The 13,565-nt window shown below is 46.5% G+C and carries 13 protein-coding genes and 2 pseudogenes; 4 read left to right on the forward strand and 11 right to left on the reverse strand.

What is annotated here, in order from left to right:
• Positions 1-72 precede the first annotated feature (72 nt).
• The 4 genes and pseudogenes from QWJ20_RS06155 (at position 73) to QWJ20_RS06170 (ending at position 1,757) form a co-directional block, all read left to right on the forward strand.
• The gene (locus QWJ20_RS06155; RefSeq protein ID WP_010299606.1) at positions 73-321 is read left to right on the forward strand and encodes a helix-turn-helix domain-containing protein; all 249 of its coding nucleotides are present in this window, start codon (positions 73-75) and stop codon (positions 319-321) included.
• Positions 322-335: 14 nt separating this feature from the next.
• Positions 336-554 carry a type II toxin-antitoxin system antitoxin CcdA gene (gene ccdA / locus QWJ20_RS06160; RefSeq protein WP_433992085.1) on the forward strand — a complete coding sequence of 73 codons (219 nt, stop codon included), beginning with the start codon at positions 336-338 and terminating at the stop codon, positions 552-554.
• 6 nt (positions 555-560) lie between these two features.
• Positions 561-842 (forward strand): annotated as a pseudogene (gene ccdB / locus QWJ20_RS06165) (type II toxin-antitoxin system toxin CcdB); the annotation flags it as partial.
• Positions 843-941: 99 nt separating this feature from the next.
• Positions 942-1,757 carry a toll/interleukin-1 receptor domain-containing protein gene (locus tag QWJ20_RS06170; protein ID WP_174872305.1) on the forward strand — a complete coding sequence of 272 codons (816 nt, stop codon included), beginning with the start codon at positions 942-944 and terminating at the stop codon, positions 1,755-1,757.
• Positions 1,758-2,158: 401 nt separating this feature from the next.
• Here the strand turns inward: QWJ20_RS06170 and QWJ20_RS06175 are convergent.
• The 11 genes and pseudogenes from QWJ20_RS06175 to QWJ20_RS06225 form a co-directional block, all read right to left on the reverse strand.
• Positions 2,159-2,586: pseudogene (locus QWJ20_RS06175) on the reverse strand (GNAT family N-acetyltransferase).
• Between the two features lie 56 nt (positions 2,587-2,642).
• Complete coding sequence (locus tag QWJ20_RS06180; protein ID WP_433992393.1) at positions 2,643-2,936, reverse strand: DUF1778 domain-containing protein; 294 nt, start codon at positions 2,934-2,936, stop codon at positions 2,643-2,645.
• Positions 2,937-3,141: 205 nt separating this feature from the next.
• A complete protein-coding gene (locus tag QWJ20_RS06185; RefSeq protein ID WP_039461785.1) occupies positions 3,142-3,642 on the reverse strand; it encodes a serine acetyltransferase in 501 nt (166 codons plus the stop codon).
• 26 nt (positions 3,643-3,668) lie between these two features.
• Complete coding sequence (locus QWJ20_RS06190; RefSeq protein WP_433992086.1) at positions 3,669-5,063, reverse strand: DUF4832 domain-containing protein; 1,395 nt, start codon at positions 5,061-5,063, stop codon at positions 3,669-3,671.
• A 38-nt stretch (positions 5,064-5,101) separates the two neighbouring features.
• Positions 5,102-5,509: a hypothetical protein gene (locus QWJ20_RS06195; protein WP_433992087.1), complete on the reverse strand. Its 408-nt coding sequence runs from the start codon at positions 5,507-5,509 to the stop codon at positions 5,102-5,104.
• 2 nt (positions 5,510-5,511) lie between these two features.
• Positions 5,512-6,624, reverse strand: a complete 1,113-nt coding sequence (locus QWJ20_RS06200; protein ID WP_095701793.1) for a glycosyltransferase family 4 protein — start codon at positions 6,622-6,624, stop codon at positions 5,512-5,514.
• A 1-nt stretch (position 6,625) separates the two neighbouring features.
• Positions 6,626-7,837 (reverse strand): glycosyltransferase family 4 protein, encoded by a 1,212-nt coding sequence (locus tag QWJ20_RS06205; protein ID WP_433992394.1) that lies wholly within the window; start codon positions 7,835-7,837, stop codon positions 6,626-6,628.
• A gap of 9 nt (positions 7,838-7,846) precedes the next feature.
• Positions 7,847-8,836 carry a glycosyltransferase family 2 protein gene (locus QWJ20_RS06210; RefSeq protein ID WP_205556491.1) on the reverse strand — a complete coding sequence of 330 codons (990 nt, stop codon included), beginning with the start codon at positions 8,834-8,836 and terminating at the stop codon, positions 7,847-7,849.
• Positions 8,829-10,211 (reverse strand): capsular biosynthesis protein, encoded by a 1,383-nt coding sequence (locus tag QWJ20_RS06215; protein ID WP_433992088.1) that lies wholly within the window; start codon positions 10,209-10,211, stop codon positions 8,829-8,831. The genes QWJ20_RS06210 and QWJ20_RS06215 overlap by 8 nt, the downstream gene beginning before the upstream one ends.
• Entirely contained in the window at positions 10,208-11,419 is a 1,212-nt protein-coding gene (locus tag QWJ20_RS06220) for a lipopolysaccharide biosynthesis protein (RefSeq protein WP_433992089.1), read from the reverse strand. The genes QWJ20_RS06215 and QWJ20_RS06220 overlap by 4 nt, the downstream gene beginning before the upstream one ends.
• Before the next feature lie 13 nt (positions 11,420-11,432).
• Entirely contained in the window at positions 11,433-13,565 is a 2,133-nt protein-coding gene (locus QWJ20_RS06225; protein WP_433992090.1) for a GumC family protein, read from the reverse strand.

The following is a 13,565-nucleotide window of genomic DNA, read 5'->3' on the forward strand; positions in this document are numbered from 1 at the left end:
ATCACTTATCCCGTTTTGGGATAAAGCAGTGAGCGACTGATATTTGATCCCAAATTTTATGGGGTTGAATCGATGGCTTCTGTTTACTCTGACGAATATCAAATCGTTATCAAGGCATTACGTGAAGCACGCATTGCCAAAGGGATCACGCAGGGAAATCTCGCGCTCGCGCTGGATCGTCCTCAATCGTTTATCGCTAAGGTTGAGAACGGGGAAAGAAGATTAGACATCGTAGAATTTATCCATATCGCCCGTTTACTTTCTCTAGACCCCGCCAGCATTATTGCTAAGATCCCTGCAAAATATAAAGCGCTTGGTTAAAGAGGAACACGGCCATGAAACGCCGGATTAGCATTGCCGTGGACAAAAACGATAATCAGATTCCCAATGCTACCGGGGTACCTATTTCTGGTCTGGTGAATGACGTCATAGGCAAAGAAGCCCACCGTATCAAAACTGAGGTGTGGAAAAAGGAAAACCGCGAAGGGATGAAAGAAGTCGCCCGATTTATCGCACAGAATGGTTCCTTTGCTGATGGAAATAGGAACTGGTGATCGTGTAAACGATCCAGCCACTACAAAACGTTTGTCGATATGCAAAGCGATATTGTCGACACACCAAAGCGACGCATGGTCATCCCGCTTATCGAATCACATCATCTGTCTGAGAAAGTGAATAAAACGCTGTTTCCTCTGATCCTCATCAACGGTGAAAATTATCGGCTGATGACGACTGAGCTTTCGAGTGTTCCTGTTGAAGTCATTGGCGAAGTGATTGCAGACCTCAGCGACTGTGCGGATGAGATCAAGGATGCTATTAATCTTATGTTTTGGGGGATTTAAGAGGTATTAGATACCTGCTCAGAAAATCAAACGTTGTCCAACGAAATATCTTAAAATGACGCGATACATGTGTGTATAATAAAAAAAAGGAGTTTATTTATGTCATTAAGACCAGGTGATTACGGCATAGTCAAAGTTATCCATGGTGAACATAAAGGAAGAATTGGATATTATGACGACGATGATTTCATTTCCGCTGAAGAGGAAATATTTGACGATGACGAACATATATATGAAGAGAGTGAAAACGAAGACCAAATAGCAATTGTTTACTTTGGTGATTTTCTCTTGGCACCAGAGTATTATTCCATTTCTCATGATGCATTAGAACATGTTTCGATGAATGATCTAATGGCACGTAAGGAAGAGTTATTTAGTCTATGCTCTCCTTTTTTGATGAAAAAAAAGACTAACTACACAACGTTATGCAGCTATTTCTCTGAACTTCACTTAGTTGAAACTACTCTTTTAGAAAAAATCGTGGAGCAGCGATACGTGAATAAACCAACAGGATTGAAAGTTTTCATCTCTCATTCATCAAAAGATAAACCGTTTGCTAAGCTATTGTGTATGGATTTAGAAGCAAATGGGCATATCCCGTGGTTGGATGAATGGGATATAAGCGTCGGAGAAAGCATTCCTGAAAAAATATCTATTGGATTGCAAAATGCTGATTTCATTATTGTTATTCTTTCTAAAAACTCAGTATCTTCAAAATGGGTTGAAAGAGAATGGCAGATAAAATATTGGAACGAAATTGAAAAGGGGCGCATAAATGTGCTACCAATTCTATTACAGGATTGTCAAATACCTGAACTATTAAGAACTAAAAAGTATGCCGATTTTAGAACTGACTTTAACCGGGGGCTAAATGATTTATTATCAGCCCTTGAAAACCTATCGAGAAAATTATAAATTCAAATAATTCCAATTCAATCCTATCCTAGGGCGGGTACTGGAAAACCTCACTCGTAAATCCAAGCATCGTCCTGCGATGCTTGCAGACTCTTTATCGTCGTTCAGGAAGAACTGTAGTAACAACATACTGAATCACTATGGTTTTTTAAAGAAACTACTGAGTAGTTTAAAATAGCTCAAAAAAAATAGGCACTCATGAGCGGTAAACTTATCCCGAATAGTTTAAAATTAAAGAGTTTAAACAGGTTATTAAACACGGTCATTCCGTTTCAATAGTAACAACACAAGCCAACTTTTTTATTACCATATCCATATAGTTAGACAGAAAGTATCTAAATTACCTGTCACGATTTAATAAATGTGTTTTGAGATCCCCTCATTCTAAAGGAGACTTCAAATCACAAACTCCCCACCAAATCCCCCAACGTTACCATCAACATCATCGGATCTATCACGAAGGCTCAAACCCTACCCGCAGGTAAAAATCTCACGCTTTATCAGACAGCGCATGAACCAGCATCCCGCGAATGCCGATAGTATCCGCCACCTGAATCACCCATAGCCCGGCATCTCTTACCAATGCCCGGCCAACGCCCTGACCATGCAATGATTTATCTACCGCCAGACGACCCAGCACTACCACCGGGATCGGATCGGGCATATTGCGGCGAAAACGTCCGGGTGCGGCATTCGTTGCCACAGCGCTGGAAGCCAATGAGTAATACGTCAGTACTTTTGAGCCATCACAACTAACGAAAGTTCGTGATGCTCCAGTGACCTGATTTTTCATCGCCCGCTGTTTCAGCCAGTTATCCATAGACTCCACGCCACAACAGAATGAGGATAATGCATGTTTGACCTAGATAAGCTCAGGGGCAGAGATCATTTTTTCTGTTCCCACGGAGCGGGCGTTTGCATGGTTTTACGCAATGCAGCATTCGGTGAGGGGACCTGATCCAAGCGGGCGAGGAATTCCTGATAAGTGTCAGGATCAGCCATGATGATGCGCAGCTCGATCAACGCTTCTTCTGCGGCAGCGCGGGGAGCCTCAAGAACAAAATCAGTGCGATTTTTTCCTCTAGCCTTCGCAGCTTGAGCGATAAGGTCGCGTTCGGCAGGCTTGATGCGTAAATTCAATGTTTCGCGTTTCGCAGAAACGCTGTTCGTCGCTGGTATGATGTTATCCTCTGGCACACGCTTTGGATATTAATCATATAGATAACGTAACGCTAATGTCATTACGACTTCTCGATGTCGCAGGAAATTGGACCAAAGGAACGAACCGAGTATTTCTTTATCGTATGTGGCCCATCATTTTAGTAGACAGTAAGAATAGCAGCCCGCTGTCACATGACATTCGTATAGAAATGAGCATACACTCTCAATTCAATTCTCTGGTTCCATACCCCACGACCACCTTTCCGGCAGCAAGGCTTTTTGTTACCACGGTTCCGGCACCGACTTTTACGTTATCACCTAATGTAATGTCGCCTAGCAGAATGGCATTGGCACCAAGCTCCACCTGATTACCCAGCACCGGGCTTTTGGTGACATGACCTTCACGGTTTATCACGCTACCAATGGTGACTCCCTGCCGTAATGTACAGTTCGCCCCGATGATTACATCGGAATTCACCACAATACAGTGCGGATGATATATTTTCAGCCCAAAACCGATTTGAGTTCTGTGCGGAATTTCCACACAGAACAGCCACTCATTAATCACTTTATTCAGGACAACAAAAGGAACGCTGATAATTTTCAGCAGCGCATTTGATGACTGGTAAATGGTTGAAAGGCGAAACAGCAGTATGACTAGTTTAGCTTTAATACTGCCCGCCGCTTTTATTTCACACCATACATGGCCGATATTTTTCAGCATATGAATATCTATTCTTAATTCCGTGCTCAGCGCACCGTTACCGTGGAAATTCGATACCAACCGTCAGCTTGCTTGCCCTCGTTGGCGAGATTAATTCGCGATACTCCCTTTGCGTCCAGCATCGCCATTTCAATATTATACTGCCCGGCTGGCAGCGCTTCCGGCATCGCCAATTGGTAGACGAAGGTATGCTGCCCTGGCAACCAAGTGCGGATGTCATCAGCCATTTTTCCCATACTCATTACGGTGTTGGCATCATTCACCACACGATAGGCCACATCATATTTCAGATAAATGGGCGCTACGCCGTCGTTAAACCACTGCTGGTTTAACGTCAGGCTCTGCCCTTGTACCAGTTCAGACTCATGAGTTAACGAGGCCAGGCGAAAACGATAGCCGAGTTTGGTCAGCGCGTTATCCACAATGTCCCGATATTCCGTCGGCACGCTGCGCGATTTCAGATTAATGGTGCTAGCATGCTGTGCCAGCGCCCAGTCAAAGGCCACCTGCACTTGCGCACGAGTATAGTGCTGCACGCTCTGCCACTCCGACATATGACCACAGATTTCCAGACTCACCGGCGCACGTTGCCACGCAGAGCTAAAATTTGGATAAAGCGCCTCCGCGTTTTGCAGTCGCTGCGGGTAATCATCTTGCATGTGGCTCCATGTGGTCGAAAAATTATGCCAGTCTCCCCAGCAATCCGCGCGCCATCCAGCACCTTGCTTCACTGCGCTGGCCAACGTGTCGCCGCCGTTAATGAGCATAATCTTTGGGCTGTTGGGAAACGCGGCAAAATACATTTCAACGTACTTATCCAACTGGGCTGATGTGTAGCGTTCAATCAGCGGCGTAATGGTCGGGAAATTGGTGTTGTGCCACTCGCCCCATGACCCCACTAACCCAATATCGATATAAGCCAAATTCGAATTACCGTCATAGCGCAGCCCAAAAGCATTAAGCAAACGCTGGCTGTATTCGATAAACACCGGGTCGTCCAGATCCGGCACAAAGGTTTTTTTGTCCGGCGTCCATTCGCCCTTGATGCCTTTTTGGATCAGCCAGTCAGGAATCTTCGAACCACTGGCAGGCTCATCAAGCGCCATAAAGCGCAACCCCACGTTCATCGGCGGTTGATGCTGGCTAGCTAGTTCGAAAATAGCGTCCACGGCTTGAAAATTATATTGGCCTTCTGCTGGTTCGAGTTCATTCCAGTACAAACGATCATATTCAATGCCGGTGTCGGGATAATCAGCCAGCGACAACGTTGTACCATTACCCTTGTTAAAGCTGGCGACGCCAGTACCTGGGTTCGTTAGAGGGCCAGTTAGCCCTCTGGGGGTGACGGTCGTCATCACGCCATCGGCCACACCCAATACAGAAAATAGCAAACCTCCTACAGCGATAATTTTACAATGCACTTATGACTCCTTATTTCCACATCAGCAGAAACCGGAGGTCAGTGATCCTTCAGGCTGAGCCACCAATCCCAAATTCCTAAGTGGAAATGTGGGAAAATATCAATACCCAAGGCAGACTTAATCATGTAAAGCATCAATAGCGCCGCAAGCATGCAGGAAAAGCCAGTAAACAGGATCAACGCAGTCAGCAGTATGCGAAATAGCGTTGACTCTTTGCGTGGACGCTTGCGGTGATCCAGACCGAACAAAAAAACGAAGTAATAGCGCTTGTTAAAAAAAGGGAAACTCTTACGCACGTCGACCCAATGCAGTGAAGATGCCGTAATCGACAGCACCGCCTGCTCAACGGCCAGCCGCTGTTCCGAGGTCAGTTCTGTATCGGTTTTTCCATCAAGGGCTTCATAGAAGCGCTCAATGACTAACGGGCGTTTATTCGATTCATTCACTATTAACCTATTGATTTATTTACTGCGGTGTAAACGGCCATCGTTTGTTCCGCGATTTGTTGCCAATTATACCTTTGTAAATATTCAGAGTAATCAACAGATAACGATTTAGAGCGCAACGTGATTTTTTTGGATAAATCCGCCACATCTCCTACATTGAAATAAGTTTCTGGCGCTAATTTCACCTCCAGATTGGCTGGAATATTGCTGACCACGGCAGGCAATGAGAATGACATGGCCTCCAGCAACGCAATGGGTAACCCTTCATGATATGACGACATCACAAAGAGTTTAGCCTGTGAGAAAACAGTTTGTAGTTCCTGGCCGTTTAAAAATCCGGTCAGAATCACATTCGGGGTTTCATGGGCTAACTGTTTTAATCGCATGCTATACGCAGTGGGGTGATCGGCATCGCCAACCAAAACCAGTGGCATCGTGACACCCGATTGCCGATAGGCCGCGATAAGATCATGCAGGCCTTTTTCTTCCACGAAGCGGCCAACCGCAACCAAATAGTGTTGTGGCTGAAGAGAAAAACGCGCCAATATTTGATTGATAACGTCCGCAGTGAGTCGCTGGGGTAGATTCACACCGTTATAGATAAGATGGGCATCATCGCGTCCATATTTCTGCTTGATCATATTATTAATCACTTCGGAGATCACAATCACTTCATTGGCATATTTCACTGCGACCTTTTCACCCAGCATTAAAATCTTCTTTGCCAGGAATCCCCATTTATGGCGGTCATAGTCTGGGCCATGATGAGTAAAAACCACTTTTTTACCCAGCAAACGTAAAAGCGGCACCACCAGGCCCGGACCAATAGCGTGAACATGCACCACCGTGGACTGATCAAAGCAGGTGATAAATGCCGCCAGCACCGAATGAACGATAGCCTCTAATGAACGCTTTTTCGGCGACAGTAAAGCGCGAGTCATCACGCCTCGATATTGTGATTTTTTATAATTGACATAAGGCGAACGTGCGAGAACACAAATATCCACGTCGAATTGCTGTTTAATTGTCGGATATAAATTTTGGCAATGTGTTTCCACACCACCCAACACGTTTGGAATACCACGTGTTCCCAGAACGGTAATTTTCGTAGTCATATTATTTTTCGATTAATATTTCCCGATAAAGCGCCAATAGAGATTCTGTGTGTTTACGTAATGAATATTTTTCGCGAAGACGTTGGCGCGCATTTAATCCCATTTCTCTGGCTTTTTGCGGATTCAACGTCAGGTCATCCAGCACATCGGCTAATGCCTGCACATTGCCGGGTTCGAATAAAATGCCGTCTATCTTATCGCGAATTTGTTCAGGTATACCGCCAATACGCCCGCCTACCACCGGTTTAGCGAATGCCATCGACTCCAGTACCGACATTGAACAGTTTTCATAGTATTCGGAAGGAACCACCACCGCGCGTGCGTATTTAATCAGCCGGTTAAGTTCTTCGCCCTGCTGTTTATAACCTAGGAATTCCGCATGCGGAAATTGCGCGACCAAATCGTTATACAGCGGCCCGCTGCCCGCAATTTTTAACGGAATTTTATTCCGCATTTGCTGATGCGCCCTGGCAAGCGTAGCAACGCCTTTCTCCCTACTCAGGCGACCAATAAACAGCAAATAACCGTCGTCTTTAACATCCTCCGCCGGCAGGCTGTCATTAATGCCGTTCACAATCACTTCAATACGAACATTCGGCAGCTTGCGCATTAATTGGTTACGCAGAAATTCGCTGGGCGAAACGATCACATCCAGCGCCTGATAGTTTTTGGCAATATTCTGCCAGGCACCTTCTAACGAAAGCAGCAGACTTTTCGATGCAGAACCTTGCTGGCACCGATATTTAAAAGCGTTAAATACCGAACCGGTTAAACAAGCGTCACAGACTTTGCCATCACGCAGCATGGTGTACGAAGGGCAGATAATCTTGTAGTCATGAGCCGTTAACACGGTTTTACACCCAAATTGACGGGCAATTTTAATCAACGACGGCGTGAGTTGGTGGTAGATATTGTGAAAATGAACAATATCCGGCTTTTCTTTACGCAATAACACCAGCAATTTCTTACATGCATCAGCATTATGAATAAAGTTAACCGCAGTTTTAATTGCCCCAATCGCACTGCTGTTTTGATGATAATCCACATTACCGACAAAATAGGGCGCGTAGTCTGACGGGAAGTTATTTTCATGCTGCATAGAGAAAGCGATAACGTCAACGCCAGCCTTTTTCAACATATCAATCTCTTGAAAATAAACCGTTTCAGCGCCGCCCTTAATATAGAAAAATTTATTGACCAATAAAATTTTCATCATACCTGCCTATTCATGAATAACCTTGCTGCTTGGTGGTGCCATAGGGTCGCGCACGGGTCTGGTTAACCCTTTTATCAATCCCGCAGAAAACACAGCCAGGTTCATCACACTCTGCACCCCGTTCAGCAGTGAACGGTTCTTAATCGTTTTTAATGCCACAAAAGCGAGTAACGGCAGCAACGCAGCACCAATAACAGTGGCGTTAAACGTCAATAAACTCATCAACAGCACCAGCAGATAAACCGCAAAAACTGCCTCGTTTTTAACGATATGCAATGCCTCACGGAAATAAGGCATCCCCCATGCGCTGCGTAAAAGCTCGCCCGGAGCCCAGAGAAAACCGTTCCGCCAACGATATTGCAGCATTTTATATGTTGGCATGGTGTACGACGTGTGACGGAAATAAGGCACATTAAGTCGATGTAATTTATAGTGGGCATAGCGCAGACGAATGCCTAATTCAGCCTCTTCATAACCATGCAAGCTGCGGTTGGTGAGATAACCTATTTTTTCAATTGCCGAGCGGCGGTATAACCCCCCACCACCTAAATGACCGCAGTCGCCCAACGGATATATTTTATGAAGGCGCTGTTTACGTGATGTAAACTCATAGTTCGCCGCGCCATCCATCTCTACCGTTCCAGCCACGCCAGCGTAATCAGGGTGTGCGGTTAAAAATGCGATGCCCTGCTCAATAAAGCCATCTTCCAGCTCCATATCGCCGTCCATTAGCAGCAAATAATCCCCCTGACTGTAAAGGTAACCAAGCTGATGCCCCACACCGCAGCAGCGTTCGGAAGGTTCAGTCAGCGACACCACGGTAATGCCTTTGGCGCTGGCAAGCTGCTGAGTGTTGTCGGTTGATAAGCTATCGGCAACAATGATTTTATGGGGGTAATCCACAATATGGCGACGAATACTGTCGATGGTTTTTTCGATGCATTCCGACTCATTGAATGTCTTAATACTCACTGAAATAAAAGGTTTATCACTCATACAGTTTTCCGATATAACGGCGGACAGAATGGCGAATCACCAGACTTGAGCCCAGAGATAAATAAAATAGGAATTGCAGCATGGGAATAATCATCAGGATCTGGCTATAAGGCAGACTCAACAGGCACCCAACCACAAAAACGTTAAAGGCCGGAGAAAAACTCAGCAATTTCAGGTCCTGTTGGTCTAATTTATTACGATCTAGTCCCGGCTTTGGCTGCGTAATGACTAAGATATAAATAATTAACCCGATGAAAAATAGCGTTCCAACCACGCCGACCTCCCATAGCAGCACACTTAATGAGGTTGAATCGATGATCAGGTTATAGATAATATTCAAAAAACCGGGAGAGACAGCGCTGCCGCTATTTGTCGCATTTAATCCATAGCCAAACAACGTACCGGAGATCCCCCACATATCGTGATTTTTCAGCCAGAAAAATAGCGTAGTAAGACGCCCAAGTTCACCGGATTCCATAATGTAGCTGGTATCAAAAATATAATTCAATGAATCTAGAAATACGCTCATCGCGCTTTTCGTCGGGTCGCCACCAAACGCCGAGGAGTAACCCGAGGCCAAAATGGTAATCGCCACGGTAATCAGCAACGCCATGCCAGTGAAAATCAGCAAAATTGCTTTCAGGTTTATGCTATTCATGCCTTTGATGTAGCTCGGCATTAACCAAACCCAGGCCAGTAATAACGGTGAAATCAGGATCACAAATTTCACTTCCCCCAGGATACACAAGCTAAATCCCAAAACGATATGCAGCGCCGTGGATTTAAACGACGTCAAACCATGTTTAAATTCCGAGACTTTCAGCAGCATAATCAACAAGCAGAACAACCCCATCGCCGCGGTATTTCCCCCGCCCATCGGGTCGCCGCCGAAAGTGCCGACTACCGAGTCCCATTTTTCGTCTTCTCCCCGCAATGCTACCCGCCGCGGCAAAACAAACAACACCTGATAAATCACCACCGGGAACTGCGCGTAGAACACCCAATACAAACTGCGGGTCACGCGATAAATCTGTGATTCGCGGCAAAATCCCAGCAGCAGGCAAAACATCATCAGCGACAATGCAACCTCGTTTTTAAACCCAACGATAGTGACGGTTATTCCGCCCTGTAACAGGGTAGATAATCCCGCCATCGCCAGAAAAGAGAGGTAAAGCGTGAGAACCATCAATTCCTGCGTATCCAAATGCAATCTATCGTAGCGAGTCTGCATAATCAGCAACCCCACCATGCTCAGCGCCAAAATAAATGGTAACCACAGCACCGCCAGAAAGCCGGTGAAATACTGCGTCAGTCCGCAGAATACCAGCGTGATAACAACATAAACCTGTAGGTAAAGCCCGGTATTCAAGCTCATGATTCTGTCATCATATTTTTCAGCCCATTAGCACGTTTGTTTACTTTGAGATAAATAAACGCGTAGCGTACAAATGTCAGCACAGAAAAAAGAATCATTGATGTGGCATAGTGATTATAAAAATAAGGCACAATCACAAATGCGATTAATACCACACTCAACTGCTCTAATTGAATACGCAAAAAATAGCGATGAGAGCCAAATATTAGTTCGATCACCGTCAGCGGACACACCGCCAGCGCCGGAAATAAATAAGGCAACATATAGCGAGAGGTTGGAATGGAGTTAATCCACTCCTCGCTAAAAAAAAGATGCATCACCAACGGATAGAAAATAAATACCCCTAGAGTGCAGATCACTCCCGACATCAATAATACCAGACGGACTTTTTTGAACTCATCATAGTTGAAACGTTTATTTCTGAAATCGGTAGACCAGGTTGAAAAAATAGAATGACGCACTGCATTGCCGATGATCACCACCGGAGACAAACAAAAACGGCTCACCACCGAGAAATACCCCGCTGTCAACGCGAAAAACCAAAAATTAATCAGCATAACCGGCAAATTACTATTAACCATCGCTAGCACTTCGGCGCTGCCAACGCGGGTGAGATGATGAGCATGCTGATGAAAGAAAGCCCTATTACGTTGCGGACTAAAATGTCCAAACGTAATGGTGTGAATATTGAACGAGAACAAAATACATCCGCTAATCAGCACCATCATGGCGCAGGCCCAGGACCAATAAAACGCGGTGGTATGTGAAGTGAACACCAGCGAAAGCACGACCACCACCGAGACGGCGAGTCGCTGAAAGGCCAGAAAACGGTAGTTACCCTCGCGCAGCGACAAATTCTCCGAGATCAGCACCAGCGCATAGGACAGCGTGAGCAGATAGAGAAAGAACACATTTCGCTGAAACAGCCATGCGGTCAACATCGCATAGGGCACAGCGGTAAGCAGGCTTTGCAGTGTGCTGAACACCACACTTTGCGCCAGTTCACTGTCTTGCTGTTTCGGAATCAGCAGTTGCGATGCAAAGGTACAGACCTGCGCCCCCACCAACACGATGCTGTAACTCAGTGCGTAGATCCCCACCTCGGCCATGTTGTATTTATGCGAAATCAGCCAGATAGACAGCGCGCCAATCAGTTGTGAAACCACCGATGAACCCGCAATGGTAGAAATGCTTTTTAGTAAACTCATCTTTTTCATAAACTCACAGGTGACCAGTACTGTCGATTAGCGCATTCATACGATGGTTCAGGGAACGTATCCCCTCTTTGGTTTCGAGGTTTTTATCCGCAACCCGATTCATTACCGCGCCAATCAGCACCGCGCGGTGGTGTTTAACGTTCTCAATGGCATTAAGCACATCACCCGTACGCCACTCGCCGGCTTTCAGCACAAAAACCACCCCGTCGATTACCCGGCTAATGAGTTGACTATCCTGCGTTTGATTCACTGCGGCCACATCAACGATTATTCTCTGATAGCGTGTTCTCAGCTCTGCCATCAACGTCACGACATGTTCGGACGACAGCATCAGTAAAGAAGACATCAAGGCATTGCCACGCGGCAGGAAGCTTAAATTTTCACTGATTGTCACCAGTGCGGCATCCAACGGTGATTGCCCTTGCAGCAGTTCCGCCACACCGATAGCGGAAGGGGGCGCCAGGTCTTGCGTCAGCCCGCCGTCGTTAAAGAAATCCAGGTCGATAAGCAGCGTTTTTTGGTCAGCGCTGAAAGATGTCGCCAGCAAATGCGCCAGCAACGATCGCCCTTCGCCATGCTCTGCCGAGCTGATGGCAATGGCCTGGCAGGATGGATGCGATAACAAAATGTGGGTTCGCATGCTGTGGACAATATCGACGTACAGCGGCGCTTTGGTTATCAAACGCACAACCTGTGAGCGCTTCACGCCACTGGCGAAGATGCGAATTTCCCCCACCGGCGCCACATTCAGGCGCTTTTTCATCTGGCTGATACTGTTGATTGAATTATCCAGCGCGGCTCTCACGATGAAGTAAACCACCGAGAAAATCAGGGTTAGCATGACAACCATCACCAGCAGCATCACTTTATTGGGTTTCGACGGGTGGCCCGCCGGCACGGCAGGGTCGTAAAGTACCGCGTCCGGCTCTAAATAGTTACCTGCCAGCGTCTGCTCTTTGGTGCGCTGATAGAGCGCCTTATACAGCTCTTTTGTTTTATCCAACGTGGTGATCAGGTTATTGTATTCATCACGTTTAGACGCTAGCGTTTGGAAATCCGCTTTCTGTTTCTCCAGCAGTTGCTGATAATATTTTTCATCCCTCAACGCCGCCTGATACTGCTTATTCAGCCCCGCTTCCAGTTCGAGTAACACGGTGTGGGTCTGCTCTTCAATCGCCTGAACCTGGGCTTCGGCTTCTAAAATTTTGGTATGCTTCAGCCCGTAGCGTTTCCGTAACTCGTATAAAGAACGCCGAGCCTGAATCAGCGCAATGCGCAAATCCTGAATTTGGGCATGATTAGAAATATCTGGCAGAGAAATGATGTTTTCCAGCGACGTACCCACGTTCAAACGCACGCTGTTGTAGTTCGTTTCCGCCCTGATGCGACGTTGGGTGGCATCCGCTAACTTGTTGGTGACGATCCCCAGTTGTTCAGTTTCGAAGCCATCCACGCCGCGGAAAGTCAGCAGCCCTTCTTTTTTCAGAAATTGGTCGATAACAGCCTGTTGCTCGACGACTTGCTGCCACACCTCCTCCATCTGTTTTTGGTTCAATGTTTTGGCTTTCAGTGTCTTGAGGTGCTTTTGCCTGGCCGTATAGTCAATAAATGCCTGCGCCGCGCCGTTAGCGATGTCGGCCGCCAGCTCAGGCGACGCCGATTCGTATGAGATAGTGGCGAGGTGCGTGGTGCGAACGCCAGTGATAGTGAGGTTTGCCACTATCGAATTCAGTGCGTGATCGACCCGCTGTTGCTCATCGCCACGGTTATCCGCATTTTTGTTTATATCGCCGTTAAACGCTGGATTTTGGTCCAGCTTGATGTCCCGCACGGCTTGTTCCAGCACAATACGCGACTGCATCAACGCATACTGGGTTTCGTAATAGCCGCTACGGGTGGAATCATAACCATCGACCTGCGGCAAAGGCGAAACGTTATCCTGCTGTGCCTTAAGCAGTACCGTTGCGGTCGACACATATTTGGGCGTGATCATGCTAATCAGCGGGTAAGCCACTACCGCCACAATCAGGCCGGCCAGCATGATCTTCCAGCCGTTCTGTTTGATCTCTTTGGCAAATCTGGAGAAATCGATGATGCTTTCCAGTTTTCTGCCATTTTCCACGATAGATAGACTCAT

Source organism: Pectobacterium sp. S5 (assembly GCF_051707265.1).
In the GTDB taxonomy this organism is placed as follows: Bacteria; Pseudomonadota; Gammaproteobacteria; order Enterobacterales; family Enterobacteriaceae; genus Pectobacterium; species Pectobacterium polare.